At 53.5% G+C, this 24,331-nt stretch carries 28 protein-coding genes; 22 read left to right on the forward strand and 6 right to left on the reverse strand.

Going from position 1 to position 24,331, the window contains the following annotated elements:
- Nucleotides 1–125: 125 nt before the first annotated feature.
- Entirely contained in the window at nucleotides 126–869 is a 744-nt protein-coding gene (gene nadE / locus C12CBH8_RS02630) for an NAD(+) synthase (RefSeq protein WP_215533477.1), read from the reverse strand.
- A gap of 261 nt (nucleotides 870–1,130) precedes the next feature.
- Between nadE and metF the strand changes: the two genes are divergently transcribed.
- The 6 genes from metF to C12CBH8_RS02660 all read left to right on the forward strand — a co-directional run bounded on the left by metF (nucleotide 1,131) and on the right by C12CBH8_RS02660 (nucleotide 6,414).
- A complete protein-coding gene (metF, locus tag C12CBH8_RS02635) occupies nucleotides 1,131–1,997 on the forward strand; it encodes a methylenetetrahydrofolate reductase [NAD(P)H] (protein ID WP_090265883.1) in 867 nt (288 codons plus the stop codon).
- A gap of 29 nt (nucleotides 1,998–2,026) precedes the next feature.
- Nucleotides 2,027–2,698: a methionine synthase gene (locus C12CBH8_RS02640; RefSeq protein WP_215533478.1), complete on the forward strand. Its 672-nt coding sequence runs from the start codon at nucleotides 2,027–2,029 to the stop codon at nucleotides 2,696–2,698.
- A complete protein-coding gene (locus C12CBH8_RS02645; protein ID WP_215533479.1) occupies nucleotides 2,688–5,051 on the forward strand; it encodes a homocysteine S-methyltransferase family protein in 2,364 nt (787 codons plus the stop codon). The genes C12CBH8_RS02640 and C12CBH8_RS02645 overlap by 11 nt, the downstream gene beginning before the upstream one ends.
- Nucleotides 5,052–5,059: 8 nt before the next feature.
- Nucleotides 5,060–5,227 (forward strand): hypothetical protein, encoded by a 168-nt coding sequence (locus C12CBH8_RS02650; RefSeq protein WP_215533480.1) that lies wholly within the window; start codon nucleotides 5,060–5,062, stop codon nucleotides 5,225–5,227.
- Between the two features lie 47 nt (nucleotides 5,228–5,274).
- Nucleotides 5,275–5,910: a DUF5067 domain-containing protein gene (locus tag C12CBH8_RS02655; RefSeq protein WP_171846349.1), complete on the forward strand. Its 636-nt coding sequence runs from the start codon at nucleotides 5,275–5,277 to the stop codon at nucleotides 5,908–5,910.
- Nucleotides 5,911–6,138: 228 nt separating this feature from the next.
- Entirely contained in the window at nucleotides 6,139–6,414 is a 276-nt protein-coding gene (locus C12CBH8_RS02660) for a hypothetical protein (protein ID WP_090265890.1), read from the forward strand.
- Between the two features lie 87 nt (nucleotides 6,415–6,501).
- Here the strand turns inward: C12CBH8_RS02660 and C12CBH8_RS02665 are convergent, their stop codons facing one another.
- Nucleotides 6,502–7,245: a phosphotransferase gene (locus C12CBH8_RS02665; protein WP_215533481.1), complete on the reverse strand. Its 744-nt coding sequence runs from the start codon at nucleotides 7,243–7,245 to the stop codon at nucleotides 6,502–6,504.
- Nucleotides 7,246–7,401: 156 nt separating this feature from the next.
- On the opposite strand from C12CBH8_RS02665, the gene C12CBH8_RS02670 reads away from it, so the two are divergent.
- The 12 genes from C12CBH8_RS02670 (at nucleotide 7,402) to C12CBH8_RS02725 (ending at nucleotide 17,013) form a co-directional block, all read left to right on the forward strand.
- Nucleotides 7,402–7,899 carry an amidase domain-containing protein gene (locus tag C12CBH8_RS02670; RefSeq protein ID WP_090265961.1) on the forward strand — a complete coding sequence of 166 codons (498 nt, stop codon included), beginning with the start codon at nucleotides 7,402–7,404 and terminating at the stop codon, nucleotides 7,897–7,899.
- Nucleotides 7,900–7,986: 87 nt separating this feature from the next.
- Nucleotides 7,987–8,403 carry a hypothetical protein gene (locus tag C12CBH8_RS02675; RefSeq protein ID WP_099323249.1) on the forward strand — a complete coding sequence of 139 codons (417 nt, stop codon included), beginning with the start codon at nucleotides 7,987–7,989 and terminating at the stop codon, nucleotides 8,401–8,403.
- Nucleotides 8,400–9,611 carry a PBSX family phage terminase large subunit gene (locus tag C12CBH8_RS02680; RefSeq protein WP_099323250.1) on the forward strand — a complete coding sequence of 404 codons (1,212 nt, stop codon included), beginning with the start codon at nucleotides 8,400–8,402 and terminating at the stop codon, nucleotides 9,609–9,611. The genes C12CBH8_RS02675 and C12CBH8_RS02680 overlap by 4 nt, the downstream gene beginning before the upstream one ends.
- Before the next feature lie 34 nt (nucleotides 9,612–9,645).
- Nucleotides 9,646–11,013 carry a phage portal protein gene (locus C12CBH8_RS02685; protein WP_215533482.1) on the forward strand — a complete coding sequence of 456 codons (1,368 nt, stop codon included), beginning with the start codon at nucleotides 9,646–9,648 and terminating at the stop codon, nucleotides 11,011–11,013.
- Between the two features lie 11 nt (nucleotides 11,014–11,024).
- Nucleotides 11,025–11,489: a phage scaffolding protein gene (locus C12CBH8_RS02690; protein ID WP_246441784.1), complete on the forward strand. Its 465-nt coding sequence runs from the start codon at nucleotides 11,025–11,027 to the stop codon at nucleotides 11,487–11,489.
- A gap of 55 nt (nucleotides 11,490–11,544) precedes the next feature.
- The gene (locus C12CBH8_RS02695) at nucleotides 11,545–12,489 is read left to right on the forward strand and encodes a major capsid protein (RefSeq protein WP_099323252.1); all 945 of its coding nucleotides are present in this window, start codon (nucleotides 11,545–11,547) and stop codon (nucleotides 12,487–12,489) included.
- An 82-nt stretch (nucleotides 12,490–12,571) separates the two neighbouring features.
- Entirely contained in the window at nucleotides 12,572–12,856 is a 285-nt protein-coding gene (locus tag C12CBH8_RS02700; RefSeq protein WP_090265901.1) for a hypothetical protein, read from the forward strand.
- Complete coding sequence (locus tag C12CBH8_RS02705) at nucleotides 12,850–13,245, forward strand: hypothetical protein (RefSeq protein WP_090265903.1); 396 nt, start codon at nucleotides 12,850–12,852, stop codon at nucleotides 13,243–13,245. Before C12CBH8_RS02700 ends, C12CBH8_RS02705 begins: the two co-directional genes overlap by 7 nt.
- Nucleotides 13,242–14,159 carry a hypothetical protein gene (locus tag C12CBH8_RS02710; RefSeq protein ID WP_215533484.1) on the forward strand — a complete coding sequence of 306 codons (918 nt, stop codon included), beginning with the start codon at nucleotides 13,242–13,244 and terminating at the stop codon, nucleotides 14,157–14,159. Before C12CBH8_RS02705 ends, C12CBH8_RS02710 begins: the two co-directional genes overlap by 4 nt.
- Nucleotides 14,156–14,323 carry a hypothetical protein gene (locus tag C12CBH8_RS02715; protein ID WP_159461268.1) on the forward strand — a complete coding sequence of 56 codons (168 nt, stop codon included), beginning with the start codon at nucleotides 14,156–14,158 and terminating at the stop codon, nucleotides 14,321–14,323. Before C12CBH8_RS02710 ends, C12CBH8_RS02715 begins: the two co-directional genes overlap by 4 nt.
- A 15-nt stretch (nucleotides 14,324–14,338) precedes the next feature.
- The gene (locus C12CBH8_RS02720; protein ID WP_215533485.1) at nucleotides 14,339–15,073 is read left to right on the forward strand and encodes a phage distal tail protein; all 735 of its coding nucleotides are present in this window, start codon (nucleotides 14,339–14,341) and stop codon (nucleotides 15,071–15,073) included.
- Nucleotides 15,074–15,084: 11 nt separating this feature from the next.
- Nucleotides 15,085–17,013, forward strand: coding sequence for a phage tail protein (locus C12CBH8_RS02725; protein ID WP_215533486.1), 1,929 nt, complete (start codon nucleotides 15,085–15,087; stop codon nucleotides 17,011–17,013).
- 67 nt (nucleotides 17,014–17,080) lie between these two features.
- Here C12CBH8_RS02725 and C12CBH8_RS02730 read toward each other — a convergent pair whose 3' ends face one another.
- Complete coding sequence (locus C12CBH8_RS02730) at nucleotides 17,081–17,803, reverse strand: ATP-binding protein (RefSeq protein ID WP_090265909.1); 723 nt, start codon at nucleotides 17,801–17,803, stop codon at nucleotides 17,081–17,083.
- A 143-nt stretch (nucleotides 17,804–17,946) separates the two neighbouring features.
- Here C12CBH8_RS02730 and C12CBH8_RS02735 point away from each other — a divergent pair, with 143 nt between their 5' ends.
- The 4 genes from C12CBH8_RS02735 (at nucleotide 17,947) to C12CBH8_RS02750 (ending at nucleotide 21,824) form a co-directional block, all read left to right on the forward strand.
- Nucleotides 17,947–18,600: a Crp/Fnr family transcriptional regulator gene (locus C12CBH8_RS02735; RefSeq protein ID WP_090265911.1), complete on the forward strand. Its 654-nt coding sequence runs from the start codon at nucleotides 17,947–17,949 to the stop codon at nucleotides 18,598–18,600.
- Nucleotides 18,601–18,716: 116 nt separating this feature from the next.
- Nucleotides 18,717–19,148, forward strand: a complete 432-nt coding sequence (locus C12CBH8_RS02740) for an FHA domain-containing protein (protein ID WP_090265912.1) — start codon at nucleotides 18,717–18,719, stop codon at nucleotides 19,146–19,148.
- 16 nt (nucleotides 19,149–19,164) lie between these two features.
- Nucleotides 19,165–20,436 carry an FtsW/RodA/SpoVE family cell cycle protein gene (locus C12CBH8_RS02745; protein WP_215533487.1) on the forward strand — a complete coding sequence of 424 codons (1,272 nt, stop codon included), beginning with the start codon at nucleotides 19,165–19,167 and terminating at the stop codon, nucleotides 20,434–20,436.
- Entirely contained in the window at nucleotides 20,433–21,824 is a 1,392-nt protein-coding gene (locus tag C12CBH8_RS02750; protein WP_215533488.1) for a penicillin-binding transpeptidase domain-containing protein, read from the forward strand. The genes C12CBH8_RS02745 and C12CBH8_RS02750 overlap by 4 nt, the downstream gene beginning before the upstream one ends.
- A 95-nt stretch (nucleotides 21,825–21,919) precedes the next feature.
- Here C12CBH8_RS02750 and C12CBH8_RS02755 read toward each other — a convergent pair whose 3' ends face one another.
- The 3 genes from C12CBH8_RS02755 to C12CBH8_RS02765 all read right to left on the reverse strand — a co-directional run bounded on the left by C12CBH8_RS02755 (nucleotide 21,920) and on the right by C12CBH8_RS02765 (nucleotide 24,323).
- The gene (locus tag C12CBH8_RS02755) at nucleotides 21,920–22,273 is read right to left on the reverse strand and encodes a TIGR04076 family protein (RefSeq protein ID WP_090265918.1); all 354 of its coding nucleotides are present in this window, start codon (nucleotides 22,271–22,273) and stop codon (nucleotides 21,920–21,922) included.
- A gap of 146 nt (nucleotides 22,274–22,419) precedes the next feature.
- Nucleotides 22,420–23,001: a phosphate propanoyltransferase gene (gene pduL, locus C12CBH8_RS02760; protein ID WP_090265964.1), complete on the reverse strand. Its 582-nt coding sequence runs from the start codon at nucleotides 22,999–23,001 to the stop codon at nucleotides 22,420–22,422.
- Nucleotides 23,002–23,102: 101 nt separating this feature from the next.
- The gene (locus C12CBH8_RS02765; protein WP_215533489.1) at nucleotides 23,103–24,323 is read right to left on the reverse strand and encodes a hypothetical protein; all 1,221 of its coding nucleotides are present in this window, start codon (nucleotides 24,321–24,323) and stop codon (nucleotides 23,103–23,105) included.
- Nucleotides 24,324–24,331 lie beyond the last annotated feature (8 nt).

A 24,331-nucleotide genomic window follows, 5' to 3' on the forward strand; every position in this document is an offset into this window, starting at 1 on the left:
AGATAGTATACCATAATTCGACATAAATCGCAAAAATTCTCTTCCCATTTTATCCCGGACAATCAAAAAGCCAGCGTCCTTTGGAACGCTGGTTTTTTCTCATTTGATTGATACAGAGGCATGGGCTATTTGGCTGACGTATCCTTCCCATACATCCGGGCCGGGCGGCGCTTATGCTCGGTACGCGCATGAGCTGCCTTGATCTTGGCTACGGCATCGGGATCCCCGGTTCCGTTTCGGATAAATTCATCAATTTGGGCGTAGGTGACGCCCATCTCGGCTTCGTCAGTCTGGCCCTCGAACAGTCCGGCCGACGGGGCTTTGGTGATAATATTGCTGGGGGCATCCAAAAACCGAAGGAATTCGTAGATTTCGGTGACGGTCAAATCAGAGATGGGGTTTAAATCGTAGGCCCCGTCTCCCCATTTGGTGAAGTATCCCATATAGGCCTCGCTTCGATTACCTGTGCCAGCTACCAGGCATCCACGGCTTTGGGCTATGGTATACAAGGTGGTCATGCGCAGGCGCGGGGCGATATTGGCGCCTGCCTGATCCGAGATGGAGGCCACAGGCTGGATGGCCGATGTGACGGCTGCTTTGGCTTCGCTCAAATCCACTTGGATGGTCTCAATGCCGAACTGCTGGGCTAAATCGATACCGTCGTCCCGGTCTTCCCCAAAGTTCCGCTTGGACTGACAGGGCATGATGACGCCCAACACATTGTCACACGCCTTTTTGCACAAGATTCCCACCAAGGCGCTGTCTTTGCCGCCGCTGTTTCCAAATACGATGCCTTTGGCACCCGATTCTTTCAGTAGTCCCCGAATGAAATCCACTCGGTTTTTCAGTTCTTTTGCATAGTCTCTCATAGGAATCCCTCCACAGAGTTTTTCATCTACATTGCTATCCTTAGTATACACCAATCTCCCCGTCAGAAAAAGCCATAGGATGATCCTTTTAAGACAAAACTTTTTAAATGATTCGGTGCGAAGACAAAAGATAGATACGCTACAATTGCAAAAAAGCCGAAAAACGTGTATTATAAAAAACAATCTCAACGTAAAATCAATTAAAACAGACGTCGGAAACGATCTGGTTTTGATATATCATCCGAAGGGGAGTTTTTTGTCATGTCCATTGCGCAACTGTTTGAAACGAAATCCACCGTTTTTTCTTTTGAGGTTTTCCCGCCCAAACGGACCAGTCCCATTGAAACCATCTACAGCACCCTGGACGAGCTCCAGGAGCTTCATCCGGATTTTATCAGCGTCACCTACGGGGCAGGGGGAAATTTGGCCGACAATTCTACCTGTGAGATTGCCTCCATTATTAAGAACCACTATCACATCGAACCTCTGGCCCACTTGACCTGCGTCAACAGCACCGAGCAAGAGATCAAGGAGGTATTGGGACGGCTCAAACAAAACGGCATTGAAAATATCCTGGCCCTTCGCGGGGATATTTCTCCCGACCGGCCGCCCAAAACCGATTTTGCACATGCAAGCGATTTGATATCCTTCATCAAAAAACAGGGAGGCTTCCATGTATCGGGGGCCTGCTATCCGGAAGGACATATCGAATGCGACAGCTTGGTGGACGATGTGCTTCATCTGCGTCAAAAGGTGGATGCCGGTGCGGAACATCTGGTCAGCCAGCTGTTTTTTGACAACGATTCCTTTTACCGCTTTGTGGAACGGGCTCGTATCGCCGGCATCCAGGTGCCCATCGAGGCGGGCATTATGCCGGTGGTCAACAAAAAGCAGATCGAACGCATGGTTTCTCTCTGCGGGGCCAGTCTGCCGCCCAAGTTTACCAAGGTCATGAGCCGGTATGAACACAATCCTCAGGCGCTGCGGGATGCCGGTATCGCCTATGCCATCGACCAGATTGTGGATCTGGTGTCCAACAACGTCCAGGGCATCCATCTTTACACCATGAACAATCCCTATGTGGCCCGGCGCATTTCGGAGAGTGTATCTTCCCTGCTGCGCGCGTAATTTGTGATTTTGGGGAAAGGGGTGGAGCCATGGACTGGAATGCCATCGATCGACGGGAGATCCTGCGCTATTTGGGATATGGTCAAAAGGATGCCGACGCCTCCACATGGGAGAGCATACAGCAGTGTCTTCATGAACTGGAGAATGCAGTCCGTCCATCCAGCCGCTGGGCGGTGTTTGATGTGGTACACGGTTCACAAGGGATAGAGTTACCCCAGTGCGGCATGGTTTTGGAAGGACAGAGCATCGCATCCCATTTACAAGGATGCGATAAAGCTGTACTGTTGGCCGCCACCTTGTCGGCCCAGGCGGATCGGCTGATTCGTTCCGCCCAGGCTTGTGATATGGCAAAAGGCCTGATCATGGACTGCTGTGCCACTGCCGCCATTGAAAGGGTATGCGATGAGGCAGAGGAGGACATCCGGTCCAGCCTCACGGGAAAGTTCTTTACCTTCCGGTTTAGTCCAGGCTACGGGGATCTGCCGATTACCCTGCAAAAGAAGTTTTTGGCCGTACTGGATGCGCCTCGTAAAATCGGACTGTGCGCCACCGATACCAGCCTTTTGACGCCACGCAAGTCGGTGACGGCTGTTATCGGCGTCAGCGATCGTCCGGTGGCTCCCCAGAGACGGGGATGCGGCGCTTGTAATTTGAATAAAACCTGTCAATTTCGGAAAAGGGGTGCTCATTGTGGAGTTTAAGACATTGCTGGAGCGGGATTTTATACAGTTGGACGGCGCGATGGGCACCATGCTGCAACAAAAGGGGATGCAGCCCGGTTCCATTCCGGAGCTCCTGAATCTACAAAAAACCCAATGGATTGAGGAGATCCACGCGGCTTATCTGCAAAATGGGGCCAATATCGTTTATGCCAATACGTTTGGCGCCAACCGGTATAAGCTGGAGGGAACGGGGTATTCCGTCCAGGAAGTGGTGTCGGCCGGTGTGTCCATCGCCAAGAGGGCGGCGGACAGGTTTGACGGTCTGGTCGCTTTGGATTTGGGCCCCATCGGGCAGCTTCTGGAACCTACCGGGAGCCTCTCCTTTGACGAGGCCTATGATATCTTCCGGGAACAGGTCATAGCGGGACGGGATGCCGGTGCAGATCTCATTGCCATTGAAACCGTCACCGATTTGAGCGAGGCCAGGGCGGCGGTGCTGGCCGCCAAGGAAAACTGCAATCTCCCGGTGATGTGCACCATGACCTTTGAACGGAATCTGCGCACCTTTACGGGATGCTGTCCTTCCTCTATGGCTCTATGCCTGGAGGGATTGGGTGTAGATGCGCTGGGCGTCAACTGTTCCCTGGGCCCGGATGAGCTCATCCCCATCATGGAGGAACTGCTCGCTTGGACAACCCTTCCCGTCATTGCAAAGCCCAATGCCGGACTTCCTGATCCGGGCAGCAGTCATTATGACATTTCCCCTCGTCAATTTGCGGCCAGCATGGCGAAGCTGGGGGAGATGGGAGTCAAGATCCTAGGGGGCTGCTGCGGCACCACCCCGGAATATATCCGTGAGATCAAAGATCGTCTTGCTTCGATGAAGTTTCATCGTCCTACGGCATCCATCCCGGCGGCTGTGTGCAGTGCCAGCCGGACGGTCCCGATCGATCGGGCGCGCATCATCGGCGAACGCATCAATCCTACTGGCAAGAAGATGTTTAAAGAGGCATTGCGGCGTCAGGACGTGGACTACATCCTGACCCAGGCTCTCCAGCAGGTGGGTGCGGGCGCCGATATCCTAGACGTCAATGTGGGGCTTCCGGACATCGATGAACGCCAGATGATGGTGCGGGCTGTCAAGGCCCTCCAGGGTGTGGTGGATGCGCCTCTACAGATTGATTCCACCAAGGCCGACGTCTTAGAGGCGGCTCTGCGGGTATACCACGGCAAGGCGGTGGTCAACTCGGTCAATGGAGAGGAGAAGTCTTTGGACACCATCCTGCCGCTGGTGAAGAAGTACGGCGCGGCGGTGGTAGGGCTGACCTTGGATGAAAACGGCATCCCCAAAACAGCCAGGGAACGCGTGGACATCGCCAAGAAGATTTTGGATCGCGCACTGGCTTTGGGCATCCGCAAGGAGGATGTGTACATCGACTGCCTGACCTTGACGGCATCTGCTGAACAGGCTGCCGTCGGCCAGACGCTGGAGGCGCTGCGCCTTGTCAAAGAGGAGCTGGGCCTCAAAACAGTACTGGGTGTATCCAACATCTCCTTTGGCCTGCCAAACCGGGGACTGGTCAACTCTACATTTTTGTCCATGGCTCTTATGAGCGGACTGGATCTCCCCATCTTAAATCCCAACGTGGAGGCCATGACCGGAGCGGTACGGGCCTATCACGTGCTGATGAACATCGACAGGGATTCCAAGGAGTTTATCGACGCGTATGGATCCATGGAATCGGCCAAGCCGGCAGTACCGGCTGTAAGCACCATGGATCTCAACTACGCGGTGAAAAACGGCCTGAAGAAAGAGGCGGCTTCCATTACGGAAGCCATGCTGCGGGAGTCCGACGCCATGGATGTGGTCAATGGGCATCTTATCCCCGCCCTGGATGAAACAGGAGCGGCCTTTGAAAAGGGAACCATCTTTTTGCCTCAGCTCATCCAGGCGGCCGGGGCGGCTCAGGCTGCGTTTGAGGTCATTAAAAATCACTTGGCGTCGTCGGGCGGTACTTCGGTCAGCAAGGGGACCATTGTACTGGCAACCGTCAAGGGGGATATCCATGACATTGGGAAAAATATTGTCAAGGTATTGCTGGAAAATTACGGCTATACCGTCATTGACTTGGGCCGCGATGTGGAGTATCAGGCGGTGGTGGATGCAGCCATACAGTACGAGGCGCCTTTGGTTGGCCTCAGCGCTTTGATGACCACCACCCTCCAGAGCATGGAGGATACTATCGCTTTGCTGCATCGTCAGAATGTGCCTTGTAAGGTCATGGTGGGAGGTGCGGTGCTCACTCCCGATTACGCTCAGAAAATAGGCGCCGACTTCTACGCCAAGGATGCCAAACAATCGGTGGATATCGCAAAAGAAGTTTTAGGATAACCCCCTTTTTGGCAAGTTTTTTACTGGGGCTGCATACAATAAAAACAATCGTCCAGGAAGCCAAGGATGTCATTTCCCCTCCATCAACGCTTTTTGTGTGGGAAATTCCCCTTCGTTTATCCCAAAAGGGCGAGATGGCGGCGTTGGTTGACGAGGGGTATCACAATTGTGTATAATGTCCTTCGTCACTGCGTCATCCATTTCAAAGAAGAGGGGAATGCTTATGAGAAGATTTGTTGCGGCCTTTTTGGCTATTTGTCTTGTTTTATTGCTGCCATCCTGTAGCGGTTATGCACTGCCTGAGGAAAATGATGAAGCCTTGCCTTCCCAGCAGGCAGTATCCTCTGACCTCTCATCTGCGCAGGCACCGGGAACCTCTCAGCCAGCGGCAGTATCGTCCAGCACGGAGATGCCATCTCAGGGAGAGAGTTCTCTTGCGTCAAGTCAAGGACAGGGTTCCCAGCCGGAATCGTCCGGGTCGGTGGGATCGGGACGCATCGGTGATTATGAAGTGGCTATCCGGTCGGCCAGGCTCTCCAAGGATTACCGCCAGAAGGACGTCCTGATCGTCACCTACGATTTTACCAACCATGGTCAAGACGGAATGTCCTTTCTCATCGCCATCAATGCAAAGGCCTACCAAAACGGTCATGAGCTCAGTATGGCCACCATCACGGGAGATAAAGAGTACCGCATCCAGGATATGATGAAGGATGTGGGGCCGGGTGAGACACAGCAGGTACAACGAGCCTTTCTCTTGGAGGATACTACTTCCCCAGTGGAGGCCGAAGTATCGGAGCTGATCAGCATGAATAAAGACTGTTTTTCCCGTACTTTTGATTTGACATCCCTTTCCTAACCATTATAAGAGCGGCCCGCTTGGCAGATTGGCTAATTCTGCTAGGCGGGTTTTATATTATAGTGCCAAACTTAAAAAAGATTTATGAAAATAATGCGATTCTAATTGTAAATATAAGGTAAATATGTTATAATAAGTAACATAAACAAATAAAAGGGAATTTCGAAGCGGCATACATGCTGCCACAAGCATTACCGATCATTCAATAACAGAAGGGAGAAAAACAACATGAGAGCAATCCAAATTGCCCTAAAGGTAGGGTGCAGAAATTCCAACTGTCCGGTGGACATCGACACAATTTATATCAAGGGGGAACGTCTGGATGGGTTCTACAAAAAGGAGACGGTTTATGATTATGTGAGGGATCACAGCCGTTCCATCCAAGTGGATCTTTTTCCCAATCCCGATCTGCTGCCGGCGCTTACCGATACGGGAGAAAAATACGTGGTGTCTGCCAAAGATGAACGATCGGTGGATTATCTGATGCGATTGCCGAGAGCCTAAAACGGTTCTGTTTTTTGGAGATGAGAAAAGAAAAGGAAGAGACGGCCTATCTTTTTAGGCCGTCTCTTCCTTTTGTCTGCTTTCCATTTAGAATCCGTGCTGAAGGAGGAGATTAAAGTATTCCAGCCGGGCGGGATCGATAAATTCCCGGCCATAGGCGTCCAACATGACGTCTTGGTATTGATCGCTCCCCAATTGGCGGGAGAGATCGTTGAGAGCCCGGCTGATATCGTAATGACGGTCACCGAGACCGCTGTGAGATAAACCGGTAAATCCGCTGAGCCTCCAATTATTGAGCACAAGGTCGCTTAGGTGAAAGTCCCCGTGGACTACGGAATCATCGACCACAAGCTGTCCGAGAATCTCCAGGCGTTTGGCGGTGTGGGCGTCAAGGCTTGGAAGCCGGCCTTTGGCCTGTTCTACCAAAGACTGTCCGGGTCCTTTACATGGACATCCTCCTGTGGGCAGAGAATGCAGCCGATGCAGGCTTTCCCCTACCAGAGCGGCCAGATGTTTGGGAGAATGCAGATGCAGCGACGAAGCGCCGTTCTCCCCCGGAAGGGCGGAAGTTAACAGATAGTCAAAGCCGCTGTCCTGCGCGAAGGATACTACAGAGGCACAGACTTTCGTCCCCCGCAGAAAGGACAGCATCTGTTTCTCCTGAGATAAGCTTCCTCTTCCGCCGATCTTTAAGTAAAGAGGCTGGTCCCCCTCCACCAAAAAAGTACGGAACCGGGAAGTTACGCCGGTATCGTAAAGACGACAGTTGTTAGTATACAGCCGGATGGAATCCGGAAAAGTGGATGGATCAAGATTGCTGTAGAGCTTCATCAAAAATGCCCCCTTTTGTTTCAACCAAATACAGTACTCCCTTATTGTACTCCTTTTCTGCACCGGAAAAAAGGGGGGATTTTTTGTCTGATGCCCTTTGTGCTCACCCAGCATACACTGGAGAAAGTACAGCTTTGCGGAAAAGGAGATATTCTTATGAAAGTCATTCCGTACGATCGGGAAAAGGCTGTGGATTATGCCCACAAATGGGCCTTTGGACGAAATCCCGCTTACTACAACTATGATGATATTGGGGGAGACTGTACCAATTTTGCTTCCCAAACCCTCCGGGCGGGAGGCGGGGTGATGAATACCACACCTACGTTTGGCTGGTATTACCACAGCGCCAACAACAAATCCCCTTCATGGACGGGAGTCCAGTATCTCTATAACTTCCTGACCACCAACAAAGGCGTCGGACCCTTCGGCCACGATGCTCCTATCTCACTGGCTCAGCCGGGGGATATCATCCAGCTTTCCTTTCGCTCAGGACAGTTCCAACATTCTCCGGTCATTGTATCGGTGGGGGAAGTCCCATCTTTTGGAAACATACTCATCGCCGCCCATACCTTTGACGCGGATAACCGTCCCCTGTTTACGTACAATTGGGAGGATATTCGTCTTATCCACATCGACGGCATCCGGACCTGGTGACAAAATCTTGCACTTTCCTTGCACCAAAGACTACAAGAACGGTTATAGAATGCACTTACAATCGAAAAACAAGGGGGTGATAGGGACGTGAAAAAATACCACTGGGAAAAACTGGTCCAGGAGTATCGAGCAGGCGGATACAAGACGGTCAAGCAATTTGCCAAAGACAAGGGATATCAGGATTCCGCTTATTTCCGTCAGAAAATGGGCAGGGAGCTGATTTCCTCGTCAACGGAGTCCATCTCAAGACAGCCCTCTCCCTCTCCGCCTCCGGTGAAGGACGGCATCCGGGAACAAAACCGCATCCAGGGGATTTGGGATAATTTGCTGTGCATCATCGATCAGGGCAGCAAGGGGGACCTATCCACCCATGAGGTATACGAGCTGGCCAGGACCTTGGATCACATCCAGAAAGCCATGGAGAAACCGGAAAGGTTGTCCGAGGAGGAGCCCATGACCAAGCTCATTGAAGCCATCGACGAGGCCGCCCGGAAGCTGACATGAGCTTCCGATGGGGGGAGTTCGGTGACAAGGCCATCACGTCCATCCTGAAAAGCGACGCCCGCATCAACATCTGGGACGGCGCCGTGCGTTCGGGCAAAACGGTCAGCAGCATTGTGGCATGGCTTTCCTTTGTGGCAAAGGCGCCTCCCGGCGCCCTCCTGATGATGGGAAAAACCCGTCTCGCCTTGCGGCGCAATATCCTGGATCTGATGGAGGAAATGGTGGGTCCCAAACACATGCGCATCTCCGAATCCCAGGGACGGCTTCTGTTGTTCGGCAGGGTGGTGCATCTGGAATCGGCCAACAACCGTATGGCGGAGGAGCGCATCCGGGGACTGACGCTCAGCGGGGCCTATGGGGATGAACTGACACTCTGGCCTCGTGAGGTCTTTCAAATGCTGTTGTCCCGACTGAGCGTATCGGGCGCGCGGTTTTACGGCACTACCAATCCTGGGCCGAGCCGTCACTGGCTGCTGACCGATTATCTTCAGAAGGAAGGACTAAACCTCACCCGCTGGCATTTTACGTTGGACGACAACCCCAATCTGCCGGAGGATTACCGTCAGGCCCTCAAAGACGAATATACGGGACTCTGGTATCAGCGGTTCGTGGAGGGGAAATGGTGCGCTTCTCAGGGGCTGGTATACGACCTGTTTGATCCGGAGAGACACGTCCAAAACCGGCCGGATCTGAAAGAAGGGCGCAAGTGGATCGCCTGCGACTACGGCATCTTTAATCCCTGCGTCTTTGGCCTTTTGGAGGAGAAGGGCGGCTGTTACCACTTGGAGCGGGAGTATTATCACGACGGCCGCAGGGACGGGCAAAAAACCGACAATCAATATTTGGACGATCTCAGAAAATTTGCCCGGGATGAGGCCGATACCATTGTCATCGATCCATCGGCAAGCTCTCTGATCACACTCCTGCGCCAGGAGGGATGGAACGTCATCCCAGCACGCAATCAGGTGACAGAAGGAATCCAAACGGTGGCGTCCCTCCTCCAGCAGGGCAGGCTGACGGTGGATCCATCCTGCAAAAGGACGGTAGAGGAGTTTGAAAGCTATGTCTGGGAGGATGAGGCGGTAAGCGATACGCCGCAAAAGAAAAATGACCATTGCATGGATATGCTGCGTTACGGCGTTATGACCCATCAGGCCGTTGTGTCGCGCGATCGGAGGAGCTTTTCCGGCCGGGGACTGAGACGTTAGGGATGCAGTATGCCCAATCGAAAGGGGAGATGACATGGACTGGGAAACCATTCGCACAGAACTGGGTGGCATTTACGGCCAGACCGTCCTGCGGGAGATGGGTGAAATCATCCGTCTCTACGACTTCTACGACGGCAGGGGGCAGGACTGGCCGGTAAATGGGCAGCTCGACTACATCCCCACCCGGAAAAAGACCAATTTAGTAAAAAAACTCATTAAGTCAGAAGCGCGGTTCCTCTTTGGCAAAACACCGGAGATTTCCCTTTATTCTCCGGGACAAGAGCAATGCGACATGGAGCTTTGGCAGAAGTATCTGGGAGATACCCTGATCCGCAACCGCTGGGGGGACAAGCTCATCAAGGCGGCCCGGGATTGTTTTATCGGCAAACGAGTGGCGCTTCGCTTGTGGGTGGAGGAGGATCATATCGCCATGGGATTCCGCCCGTCGCTGGAGTTTGTGTACGAGCCGGAGGAGGATGATGCGGAAAAGATCAAAAAGATCATCTTTTTCTACCATCTCAACCAGGACTGCGTCCCCTCCAAGCAACGCATCTGGAGGCAGAAGTACACCATGGTAAACGGCCGGTGTATCCTGAACGAGGGGATATACGACGGATCCGGGCACCTGATGGAGGAAAAGTATCACAACTACGACACTGGACTTTCCTTCATCCCCGCCTACGTCATCGTCAATGACGGTCTGACCGGCGATCTCATGGGTGAGAGCGATGTGGCTGAGCTCCGGGACAATCAGGAAGTGTATAACCGCCTGTGTTCCGACGACATCGACGCTTTAAAATTCCACATGTTCCCTCAGCGGGTGGCGGTGGATGCATCCCCCCAATCCCTCCAGAACATGGTCATCGCACCGGGGGCGCTGGTGGATTTGCAGACCGATCCATCCATCCAAAGCGGACAGGCCTCCATGCAGACGCTGGAATCCCAGTTTGGTTACGACGCCCGTCTGGAACACACCCTCAGCCGCATCAAGGAGGATATGTACAATGTCCTTTCGGTGCCGGATGTCGGCACCCAGCAGATTCAGGGATCGGTGTATTCCGGTAAGGCCATCAAGGCGCTTTATTGGGATCTCATCTGCCGGTGTGAGGAGAAGTGGACGGTGTGGGAACCGGCGTTGGTGTGGATGGCTAAAAACATCCTGAAGATGGCGGCTCAGATGGGTTGGATCCCCTCTCTCCAGACGGATTATCAGGTGCATGTGGAGCATTGTTATCCCATCCCTGACGATGAGGAAGAAGAGCGCCTGAATGATCTCAAAGAGGTGGAGAGCGGAGTGCGCAGCGTTTCTTCCTACCAGGAGAAATGGGGTATCCTGCCCGGCCGGGACGGGGAGAAGACCATAGAACCAGAACCGGCAGACAAACTCAAAGAGGAGGGATAACCGTGGAGTGGATGGATCAAGTGGAACAACAGCTGGAGGTATCGCTGTCCGAAAACCAGCGCATCGCTCTGGAACAGGCGGTACAAAGCCGCATTGAAGAGGCGGTTGGGCAAGCGGAGGAACAGCATGCCGGCCAGATGCACGATCTGCGCCAAGAGCTTGAGGAGACATCCCGTCACGTGGATGCCCTGCGAAAACAGCGGTTTGATGAACAGGTGGATACCGCCATCCAAACGGCCAAAGCCAAAAACAAGGAGGCCGTTTTGGCGCTCTTGGACATGGAAAAAGTACAGCTGGACGAAACGGGGCACCTCACCGGCCTTCAGGAACAGCTCAACGCCCTGCGCGCCAGAGAGGGGTATCTTTTTGAAGAGGGATGTCTCACCGGATCCAAAGGTAATTTTGGCCGGGAGATCGAGCCTATGGGACCCATCGGCCTAAGCGACGCCATCGCCCGTCATTACCACAGGCGTTGACGCTTTGGAAATACATCATTATCGTTCCATTACAGGGAGAAAGGATGAAGCAAACATGGCCATTACCTTGGATGAAGTACGCATGAATACGGGGGATAAGCTGACGGCATCGGTCATCGATGAGTTCCGGAGACAGAATTTTATCCTCAACAACATTCTCTTTGACGACACCGTCCTGCCGGCCAGCAACGGCGCCGCACTGAGCTACAGTTATTTCCGTATCGTGAGCCGTCCAACCGCCGCCTTCCGCGCCATCGGCAGTGAATACACCCCCAGCAACGCCACCAAAAAGAAGGTGACAGTCGATCTGAAAGCTTTTGGCGGCGCCTTTGAAATCGATCGTATGCTGGCGTCGGCCGGTGGATTTGTCAACGAGGTGGACGTCCAGGCCCATCAGATGATCAGCGCCGCACAGACCCTCTTCAACAACGCCCTCATCAACGGCGATACTTCGGAGGACAGCAAGGCCTTTGACGGCTTGGACAAGGCCCTCACCGGTTCTTCCACCGAGTACAACAAATCGGGAACCGCCGTTGACCTGACCGATTCCGGCATCGACACCAACTACAAAAAGTTCCTGGACATGCTGGATGAGTTTATTCTCAGCCTGGACGGACGTCCTTCGGCTATTTTGGGCAATACCCGTCTCATCGCCCGTCTGAGAGCCTGTGCCCGACGTGCCGGTTCCTTCAACCAGACGGTGGACGACTTCGGCCGTCAGGCCATCGCCTACGACGGCATCCCCCTTGTGGACATGGGTGATGCATCGGAGGACACCCCCATCATCGAGACTTCCAGCAACATCACAAGCCTTTACGCCGTGCGTCTGGGACTGGACGGCCTGCACGCCGTTTCCATGAATGGCCAATCCCCCATCCGGGTGTGGATGCCCAACTTTGAGACAGCCGGCGCCGTCAAGAGGGGAGAGGTGGAGATGACTGCCGCCATCGCCCTGAAATCCACCCGTTCGGCCGGCGTATTCCGCAACATCAAGGTGTAAGAACAGTTTTGTCAAAGCGGCAGGCCGGTGTTTTTTCCCCGGCCTGCCGTCCCTTTTACCAACACAGAAAGGAGAATGCCCGATGACCAAATTGGAACAACTGCGGCGCAATCTCATGGAGGAACAGGATTCTTCCAACCGCCTGTTTACCTACAGCCAATTGGAGGACCTGCTCAATCGGAATAACGGCGACGTCAATGCGGCTTCCTATGAAGGACTGCTGCAAAAGGCCCAATCCGACGGCGTCACCCTGCCGGACGGCGCCCATACCTCCGATTCAAGAAGCTATTGGCTCTCGTTGGCGCGGCTCTACCGTCCATCCGGGAGCGGGACGGTCCCCCGTGCCGACGAGGTGCTGCCATGCTGAGTTTGTTTCGGCAGCGTCGAAAGCTCATCCAAGGCTTGGGGGATCAGATACAGCTTCTGACCATCTACCGTCCGGGCCGATCCCAGTGGGGGGAACCGATCGATCCTCCGGAACCTCACTGTCAGGCGTTGGGATACCATTTTTACAAGTACGAACGGGTCAGCGTCACCATGAAAAAGCAGGGACGGTATGCCAAGGAAAAAACCGAACGGTATCTGGTGATGGCCACAGACGAGCAGATGGCGCAGCATGAAGGGGAAAGCTACTTTCTTCCGGACATCAAAGCCGGCGACTACTTCGACCAGGATGGGAACCGATATTTTGTCCGCGGCGTACAAAACGACGCCAAGGCTTATTTGACCCTGGTGGTGGAGGTGATTGGAACATGAGCGGTCAGATTGTGTGGCAGAAGCTATACAAATGCCTGAAAGACGCCGGATTTGACGTATATACCCCGGGCCAGCATGAGGATTACTGCGGGGCTGCTTATTGTGTGGTGAGCCAGGATCGGGTGACCCCGGATGAAGACACGACAGCAGGTCATTTGACCTTGACGGTCATCGCCTTTGTGCCGGTGGATCAGTACAGCGCTTTGGATGGATATGTCCAGTCCATCCGCCAGGCTTTGGAACCGATGCATAGCGAGGTGGCCTTCACCGGCAGTACGGTCTACGAGGTAGATCAGAACTTCCGAGCCCATAAAGCGACCTTGACATATCGGGCCATGCAGCCGGATTTGTCCTCGGATTCCCAGCAGGAGGGGTGGTGGATCACCGGTATCGAACAGGTAGAGCTTTTGGTGGAAGATGAGACGTATACGCTTCGTACGGCGACCCAGTGCAAAGTGGATCCCATCTTTTCCCTGGGAGAACAGCAGGTTTTAAGGGGAGAGGGTAAGGCGGTGGCCTGGATGCCGCCAGAGGATGTCGTGGTGGGATACAGCATTTCCCTTCAGGATGTGACTGTCGTACCGGAAGTGTTTGCCTTGGTGGACGGCGGACAGATCACAGAACAAAACGGTGTGTGGACCTCCTATCAGGGGCCAGACCTCCTCCAAACGTGGGAGGGAAAAGACATCACTCTGCGCATCACATCCCGACAAAACTCCTCTTCCGACCAGACCGGGGGGGATATCCGCCTGACCTTCGAGCGGTGCCGGGGACAAGCCCTGCCGTTTGTATGGAAAAACGGGGCTTTTTGGTCGCCGTCCTATACCCTCCTAAGCCGGGGAACCCTTGGAGGAAGCGCTTATCTCATGGAGAGAATGGATGAGTCCCAGCGGGAAGGAGAATATGGAACATGATAGACAAAGCAGCGAAAACAAAGGCATTCCCTCGTCCGGCGTATCAGGAGGGAGAGTCCCCCCGCGTTTCCAACGACACGCAAAAGGGATGGGAGTTTCAACAGGCTCTCAGCAAAAAGCAGGCGCTTCACTGGGAGAACATCACCCGTCTCACCAGCACATGAGAGGGAGGGAAGCAAATGAGCGAATTTACGTTTAACGGCGTCTCCTGCCAGGAAAAAGGCATTACGCTGCTGGATTATAAGCAACCGGCTTCGTCGTCGGTACGGGTGACCTATGTGGATATCCCGGGCCGGGATGGGAGCCTCGCCGTTTCACAGCCGGTGTATCAGGATGTGACGGTCTCCTTGCATTGTGCCATCCTAGGGGACGACCGTCAAGAGATCCAGGAAGCCTTGCGTCAAGCGGCCGGATGGATGCGTGGGCAGGGGGAGCTTTCTTTGTGGGATCAGCCGGGGCTATCCCGTCCTGGAACCGTGGTGGAATGGAGTGAAGCACAGGTCAACCGCCAGTGGGCGGAATTTACCGTCCTGTTCCAGGGAAGTCCCTTCCTGTTGGGGGAGGAACAGTCTCTGCCTTTGGGATCGGCCGTCCAGGTAAAGGGGACCGTCCCTGCCAGGGGTGTGGCGACCGTCACCCTGCCTGACGATACGTCGCGGATTAGAATCACCTCCAGCCATGGGGAGAGCTTGGCGCTGATCGGTTCCCTAAAAGCAGGACAGGTGATCTCAGTGGACATGCAGACCGGCAATATCCAGCTGGATGGACAGCCGGCAAACCGTCTCATGGAATTGGGAGGGCAAACCTTTGCCATGCCTCCCGGGACAGGGACCATTACCTGTGAAGCGCTCCAGGACAGGGATCAGTATCAGGCGGTAGAGGGGACGTTCCGGTACCGTCCCCAGTGGCGTTAGGAGGTGGGAATATGGCGAGTGAATTTACCCTCTATGCCTTTGACCGGTCGGAACAGCTGATTGCCACCCTTTCCAATCAAACTGGAGCTAATCTGTTGTCCGTGGTGCACAGCGAACAGCTCAATACCTTGTCCGTCACGTTACAGTATAGCGGCCGACTATCTCTTTTCAGCGGATATTATCTGGGGTTTTACGATACCGATGATTTTTTCCAGCTTTTTGAGATCAAGAGGATGGAAGAGGTGCAAAACGGCGACGGCATGGCGGTGGAGGTGTACGCCGAACACGTGGTGTACGAGCTTCTCAGCGAAATGGTTGTCGATTTTACCCTCCAAAACGCCACGGCCGACGATGTGGTGGACGGCATTTTATCCGGCACCCGGTGGACGTGCAACTCCAGTCAGAACTTCGGCACCCATACCGTGGACCTCACTTATAAAAATGCCCTCTCCTGCCTCAATCAGGTACAAGAGATGTGGGGACTGTGTTATCGTCCCAGGCTGATTCTGGAGGACAACCGCGTCACAGAGCGGCATATTGAATTGCTTCCCCGTCTTGGGGCCGACGTCAATTACCGTTTTGAATGGGGCAAAAATCTTCTGGAAGTGGAACGGGTCACCGATTCCCGCAACATCGTCACCGCCCTGTACGGCAGGGGCAAGACCCTGACCCTCAAGCAATTGGACGGCCAACCCTCCCGGGGACAACGGGTGGATTTTGGTGAAGTACAATGGTCGAAGCCGGGGGATCCGGCTGATAAACCGTTGGGACAGCTTTGGGTGGGGGATGAGGAGGCTCGGGAAGCCTATGGATATGGGCAGGGCTCCGAACAAAAGCGTCACCGGTTTGGATCGGTCACCTTTGACCTGGAGGATCCCGCCGACGTCTTACAGGCCACATGGCAGGCCCTTCAGGAGAAAAAATATCCCAAAGTCAGCTACCATCTTCGGGCGGTGGAGCTGGAACGCATTGTCCCCAATGGACTTCGTTCCATCCGGTTGGGCGATACCGTCCAGGTGCTGGACCAAGGGCTTCTGCTCTATGGTATGACGGAGTTTACCGCTCAGGTGGTGGATCTGGAACGGGATTATCTCAGCCCCATCAACACCCGTATCACCCTGAGCAATCAGGATGTGGATCTGGAGAGCATCCTGTCTCAGCTTGGCAGACAGCAGGACCGCATGCTGGAAAAAGAATCGGTATGGGACGACACAGCCCTGCGCAACGGTCCCGATGCCCCCGTCGATACCTCGCGTCTGGAGGGAAGCATCGATCTGCTGACCAATCAGCTTGTGGCCTCCGGGGCATTTCAAAGCGTTACGCCTCTGGAGGGGAAAGGCATCCTGCTGGAAAACACCGATCCGAGCAGTTCCGACTATGGAGCGCTGTACCTGGGACCGGGATTCCTGGCAGTGGCCAGCGATCAGGTGGACGGTGAGTGGAGATGGCGCACCTTCGGCACCGGACGAGGCTTTACGGCCGACGAATTGGTCACCGGAACCTTGGATGCAGCCCTCGTCAAAACCGGACGTCTTCAATCGGTTAATGGGGAAACATGGATTGACCTGGCCAGCGGATCCTTCGCTTTTGGCGGGGATAAGCTGGCGTTGAGTGCCTCCGGGGATCTACAGGTCAATGGATTCTTATCGGCCAAGGCGGGGGAACAGGAGATTTCCGTCACAGCCGATTCGTATGGGATGGCAGCCATCACCTTTTTGCAGAAGGGAAATGAATTGGGAAGTCTCTTTACCGATGAAGATTATAAATTCTACATTTGTTCCGGTCAGGATATGGTTCTCAACGTACCGACGGGATATTCTCTGCGCCTGATGGTGGAAGACCTGTTTGCACCCAATGGTCGGCGCGGATACACCGGCGCCATCGATGTAGGGGATAAACGGCTTTCCTTTAGCTGCGGCATCCTTTATAATGTGAGCTGAGGCAAAACAAAAAGCAGTCTTGGAAGGAAAATCCCAAGACTGCTTTTTTCGCTATCAGAGAATAAGATCACTCTAAGATCCGTCCGTCGGTGGAGATGGTCACTACCTGCCAGGGAATGAATTTACCGCTTTGCTGCAAGGCGGTTTTGGCGGCGTGCTCCAAGCCTCCGCAGCAAGGGACCTCCATACGGACGATGGTCAGACTTTTGATGTCGTTGTGACGAAGGATGGCCGTCAATTTCTCGGTATAGTCCACAGGATCCAGCTTGGGGCATCCGATGACGGTAATACGGTTTTTGATAAAGCGGTTGTGGAAATCGCCGTAGGCATAAGCAGTGCAGTCGGCGGCTACCAATAGATTGGCGCCGTCAAAATAGGGGGCCTGAGGGGCCACAAGCTGAATCTGTACCGGCCACTGGGAAAGCTGAGATTGAGCAGGTGCACTGCTGTCGATGGAGGCAGCGTGAGGGGTAAAACTCTTGGCGCGGGTTCCAGGACATCCACAGGATAAAGGCGGCATCCCTTGCGCTTCCTTTTCCTTTTTTGAAGCCTTCTCCGCCTGACGGGCCTTGACGGCTTCTTCGTCATAAGCGTCGGCCTCCCGCTGTTCGATGCGGATGGCATCCACCGGACAGGCGGGAAGACAATGTCCCAGGCCGTCGCAATAGTCGTCCCGGATGAGCTTTGCCTTGCCGTCCACCATGGCGATGGCCCCCTCGTGACAGGCCTCGGCGCATAAACCGCAGCCGGTGCATTTTTCCTCATCGATTTTAACAATGTTTCGAATCATAAAGAAATCCTCCCAACACCGCAATGGCTGTTTGAAATACGAGTTAAATTTTTGACGTCAACTTGGATGCCCTTGTGTTTTCGTGCCTATTCTATTACAATAAAGAAAAATTGTATGTTGGATTTCCAACAAAGGAGAAAGAAATGTCTGACAGCTTTCCGCTACAAAACGTTCCCCTGTTCCGTGGCCTGGAGGAAGGGGAGATGCAGTCGGTACTGCAATGCCTATCGGCTAACGTCCGAGACTATCCAAAGGGAGAGACTATTTTTCATCCCGGATGCCCGGTGAAAGAGGTAGGACTGGTGCTGGAGGGACAGGTCCATTTGGTCAAGGAAGACCGATGGGGAAATACGGCGTTGCTCAGCACCATCCCGCCGGGGGAGCTGTTTGGGGAATCATACGCCTGCGCCGGGGCGCCGCTTCCGCTGCGTGCGACGGCGGCCGAATGCTGCCGGATCCTGTTTTTGAATATGGGAAAGATGCTGACAACCTGTTCCCCGACCTGCCGGTTTCACGCCCGATTGCTGGAAAATCTTTTATCCATCCTGGCGGGGAAAAATCTATTTTTGGCCCAGAAGGCCGATATCCTTGCCCAACGCACCGTCCGGGAGAAGCTGCTCAACTATCTCTACTATCAGTCGCAAATGCACAACTCGTCTTGTTTTACCATCCCGCTCAACCGGCAGCAGTTGGCCGATTACCTGTCGGTAGACCGCAGCTCCATGACGGTGGAATTGGGGAAGCTCAGCAAAGAGGGGGTATTAAAGGTGGAGCGAAACAAGTTTGAGCTATTGTGAGCCGACAGGGAAAAAGAGGCAGAGGACAATCTTTTTTACCAATTATCCATAACTTTCCGGGAAAATAGTGCTATACTAAAAGGGGTATCAACAATTTTTGGGAGGTGGATTCCATTATGGATATGGCCCAAATTTTCCAAACAGCTGTCCAGATCGCGCTGGAGGTGCTGTATGTCATATCGCCTATTTTGGTCATCGTGTTTATTGTGCGATGGCATCGGGCCCTGGCCTTTAACCTGCCGGATCCGGAACCGCTTGCCGTGCTGGTCAATGTGGCTACCCGGGACGTCACCCATATCATGAGCTACGAGACGGCCATCGGCCGGAGCCGTTCGTCGGATATCATTCTCAATTTCCCAGCGGTGTCTCGCAACCATGCGGTACTGTGCCTTCGCAACGACCAGTGGCGTATTTACGATACCAATTCCAAGACGGGCGTGTTTGTCAACGGCCAGAAGATCGATAAGATGGCGGAGCTTGTCCGAGGGGATACCATCACCTTGGGGGGGATCTCCCTGGCCTTCAGCGATCAGATTTTAGATGATTAAAGTGAGGATTCCATCCATGTTTGAAGCCTTGAAAAGACGAAGGCCAAAGAAGGTTCATGTAACCGTATCCAGCGCAAAGCTGTTGTGGGCGGTGACGGTGTTTGAACTGGTCTGCGGTTTTCGCATTGTGATGAATCAGATTCCCGATCCGGATTGGGAACGTTTTGTGCCTCTGCTGGCGCTGATGGCCATCCAATGGATCTACTACGGCATCAGCCGCGGACCGTTGCATCGCAAGAGCATGCAGCTGGAGGTATCGGCGTTTTTCCTCTGCGGTATGGGGCTCTGCGCCCAAACGGCCATCACGGCCGACGGTCTTATGACCCAGGTCATTACCCTGGTTGCCGGATTGATTATTTTCAATTGTATTGTCTGGTTTATGGGGGATGCCGACCGGGTGATGAAATATAAGATCGCAGCCGCCATCCTGGGGGTGGGACTGTTCGCCGCCAACCTGATCTTCGGTACCATCAGCCACGGCGCCAAGAACTGGATTGAAATCGGGCCTTTGACGGTGCAGCCGTCGGAGCTTGTAAAGATCGCCTTTATCCTGACGGGTGCCGCCACTCTGGAGCGGCTGCTTACTTACCGGCATCTGACATGGTTTCTTATCTTTTTCGGCATCTGTGTGGCTTCTCTTGCCTATACCGGCGACTTTGGCACTGCATGTATCTTCTTTGTCACCTTCCTCATCATTGCATTGATGCGGTCGGGCGATTTGCGCACCATCTTCTTTATCTGTGCCGGGGCCGGCGGCGGAGCGGCGTTGGTGCTGACCATCAAGCCCTACATCGCCAAACGTTTTGAGGCATGGCGGCACGTCTGGGAGTACGCCGACACCACCGGTTATCAGCAGAGCCGGGTGCTGATGGCCATCGCCAGCGGCGGACTTCTGGGCATCGGACCGGGCAACGGCAATCTGGAAAAGGTGTTTGCCTCCACAACCGACTTGATTTTCGGCGTGATCTGTGAAGAATGGGGCCTTATCCTGGGCATAGCGGTGCTGTCCATCTATGTGGGCTGGACACTTCATGCCTTGAGGTGCTGCAAACGCAGCCGGTCGTCGCTTTACGCCATTGCCGCATCTGCGGCGGCGGGTCTGATGCTGTTCCAGACCTGTCTCAACGTGTTTGGCGCCACCGATATCCTGCCCCTCACCGGCGTTACGCTTCCCTTTGTCAGCCGCGGCGGATCGTCCATGATGGCGTCGTGGGGACTGCTCGCCTTCCTCAAGGCGGCCGATCCCCGCACTTATGAGGAAAAAGAGAAACGAGGTGTGATCGTTTGAAAAAAATCCTACGGCGGTCTGTCATTGTCTATGCCCTCATAGGGGTATTTCTGGCAGGGATGCTGGCCTTTCTCATCAGCTGGGCGGTGGATGGCCGGGATTGGGTGATGTATTCGGCCAATACCCATATTTACACCGGCGGAAAACTCATCAGCGGAGGCACCATCACCGACCGAGGCGGCAATACCTTGGCAAAGACGGTGGATGATACACGGGTTTACAGTTCCAGCCAGAGTATCCGATCCTCACTGTTGCACACGGTAGGAGATACCGAACTGTTCATCGACCGCAGCATCCAGAACCGATTTGCCGATACTTTGTTGGGCTATAATTTTATCACCGGACTTCACTTTTCCTCCACTTGGGACAAGGGCAACAACATCCAGCTGACGGTGGACGGCGACGTCTGTGCCGCTGCGCTGGAGGCTCTGAACGGACGGAAGGGAGCGGTGTGCGTTTACAATTGGAAGACAGGGGAGATCATCTGCTCGGTCAGTACTCCCACCTTTGACCCTCAGAATAAGCCGGATGTGGATGCATCCCCGGAAAAGTACGACGGTGTTTACGTCAACCGGGTGTTATCGGGGCTTTATCCGCCTGGCTCCACCTTTAAAGTTGTGACGGCCGCCGCCGCTTTGGAGTACATTCCGGATATCAAAACCCGGACTTTCACCTGTGACGGCGCCTATCATGCTTCGGACGGCGATGTAACTTGTACCGGCGTCCACGGCGAGATCGATTTTGAAACGGCGCTCAATAAATCCTGTAACAGTGCATTCGCCGCCATCGCCAATGAATTAGGAGCCGACCGTCTCAATGAGCAAGCCAAAAAAATGGGCTTTGGATCCACGGAAAAGGTGGATGGGATTGAAGTCAGCAAATCCTCCTTTGACGCTTCGGGTACAGGTCCGGCTGACCTGGGATGGGCCGGGATTGGACAGTATACCACCCTCACAACCCCATTTCATATGATGAATATGATGGGTGCCATCGCGGGTGGGGGACAGGGAGTCAAGCCCTACCTTATTAAGAACGTCACATTGCCCTTTGGGATTCCCATTCAATGGGGATCGACCTCCAAGAACAGCCGTATTCTGGAGGAATCGGTGGCCGATACGTTGGCTGAAATGATGCGCAGCAACGTGGTCAACAACTACGGAACGGATAGTTTCCCGGGCCTCGATATCTGTGCCAAGACAGGTACAGCGGAAGTGGGAGGCGATCAAGAGCCGCATTCCTGGATTGCCGGTTTTGTCCGGGATGAGGACTGTCCTTTGGCCTTCGCCGTGGTGGTTGAAAACGGCGGATGGGGCATGAAGTCGGCAGGTCCTGTAGCCAATACCGTGCTGCAAAAGGCCAAGGACCAGTTGGCTGCCAGTGGGGAGTGATCCCTTTTTTCATCTCGATAGAAAAGATAGCCGACATTCCTATAAGAATGTCGGCTATCTTTTTGCAATTCATCCTGGATTCACTGGGTAAAGGATCAAAACGAATCAAAGAACTTTCCCTTAAAAAAGTTCTCATTTCCCAGCTTCTTTGCCGTCAGCCGGAACATGACGCAGCCATCTGGACACACAATATCCTTGCAGTACTTATCGATACCGCCGATGTTTTCCAAATCGCCGCCGCTTCTGACGGCCTCCATAATGGGAAATAGAATCATCATTACTTTGGAGCAAATTCCCTGGCCGTCCGCATTGACCGGACAACCATAAGTACAGGTGTACTTATCTCCAATTTCCTCGCCGTTCCGGCAGTATCTTTCCGTGTGGTCGCCGCGGAGAAATCCAGTGACCTCAATATCAAATTGATATTCCTCATCGTACCATTTTTTCATGTGAATCCTCCCAACCTTTTATACTCTGATAGGTCTTATTATATCATACAGTTATGGACGCATCTTTGATAAATAAAAAAGCCACAGCGGATTTTTTCACATCCGTTGTGGCTTTTTGGCATTTGATCTTACACTGAAAAAAGAAATTATTCGAGGATTTCGCCTTCCATGTTGCCGGACACGCCAGCAGCATTGGATTCATCGGTATCGATGTGCATAGCGGGGGCGTATTTGGGGCTGACGCGGACTACCACATCGCCAAAGATGGTGGCACGTTCCGCAGTGTCCAGCTTAACCGATACGATTTGTTTATCTTTGAGGTTCATTTCCTCAGCGGTTTTGGGATCCAGATGAATGTGACGCTGAGCGGCAATGACGCCGCAATCGATCTCAATTTCACCTTTCGGACCGATGATTTTGCAGGAGGGGGAACCTTCTACATCGCCCGATTCACGGACAGGAGCTACAATACCCACCGAACGAGCGTCGGTCAGGGAAAGCTCAACCTGTGTGTGTGGACGAGTGGGGCCCAGGATGCTGACGTTTTTCAGTTCACGCTTGGGGCCAACGATGGTGACACGCTCTTCACAGGCGAACTGGCCCGGCTGAGACAGCATTTTTTTCACGGTCAATTCATAGCCCTCACCAAACAGGGTTGCCAGATCGGCAGGGGACAAATGCACATGGCGGGCAGAGGTTTCGACCAAAATTTTTTTCAACAGAAACATCTCCTTCAAAAACTGTAAAAACCGCACTTGCGGTGGAAAGCAATCATAAAAACAAGTCAATTGCCAGGAAGACAAGTGAACATCACACGATAGAGCGAACGTTAAGAAGTGAAGCCCATGGACCTGATGGTGTTGTATGTTTTATTTCGGCGATAGGTGTATTTCCCCATCACGGAGTTGGCTAGAGCATAAGAATGCATGTTATCCAGAACGAGAGCTTTTCCATCGGCTTTGACGGCTTTTGTAATATTCTTAGCCTGGAGGGGACTTTGGTTGTGAAGATCTACATAGTAAAGCAAAGCGCCCGGGGCCGTGATGCCTAAATTGCGTCCGCTCTTGATATAAGTAGAAACATACTCAGCTGCGAATTCATCCTGGACTCGATGGCTTACATCGGTACGCAGCAATTTTTTAAGTGCAGCCACCTCGGTAGCGTTGGGAATTTTGTACCGCCAAGCCTCGTTGCTGAGGCTCAATTCATACAAAAGATTGGTGCCGGCGAGACACTCTTCCACAGTATCCGGCTCCAGCTCTTTCATGCGGTTGATTAGGTCATGGGCGTTGTAGGCGTGCCAGCCGAATAACCCGACGCTTAGGGCGCCGTTGTCATTGGCAACTACGGTATCATAAGCGCCTTCGTTCGAGTTGATAATCTGAACTGCCAATTTAATAAATTCCGCTTCTTCCGCTTCTGAACTGGATACGGTAAAGGAAACCGGATCAGAGGCAAGTCCGGCAGGATCGTCACGAATATATGCTACAACCGAATAAGAGCCGGCGCCCAGCACTTCGCCTTTATAGTCGCTGTACACCACCGAACCGGAACTGTTGCGGATTTCCAGCCTGGCATCGCTGATGGAGGAGACCTCCGCTACGCTGCAGGAAAGTACACCGTAAGATACCTTGACATTGGTAATCGTAGGTTTGATACCCGACACAGCTTCCACCATAATGTCTTTAAACGAGCAGTAGCCATAGCTGACGCCGGTATAAATCGTCAATTTATACATTCCCTCTTCAGGGAGATTCACCGGGATCGACCAGACTCTTCGGCCGCTTTTTTCAGTATAAGAGGTGGATTCCGCCAATGTACTGCCGTTTTGATCCACCACTTTGACCACAGTCGTGTCGCGGGAAGTGGTGGCGCTGAGCATGACGTCCTTGCCCGCCAACACGCTATTTGAACTGGCGCTGACGCTATAGAGCGTATCCACAAAAGGGGCCAGATTAGAAGAAGCAGCTGCGTCAAACCCCACCACACTGACTGAAACAGCCATTACAAGGGCGGTAATGCGAATCATCACACGTTTTCTAGCTCCCATAACTCCTC

This window comes from Solibaculum mannosilyticum (assembly GCF_015140235.1).
Lineage (GTDB): Bacteria > Bacillota > Clostridia > Oscillospirales > Acutalibacteraceae > Solibaculum > Solibaculum mannosilyticum.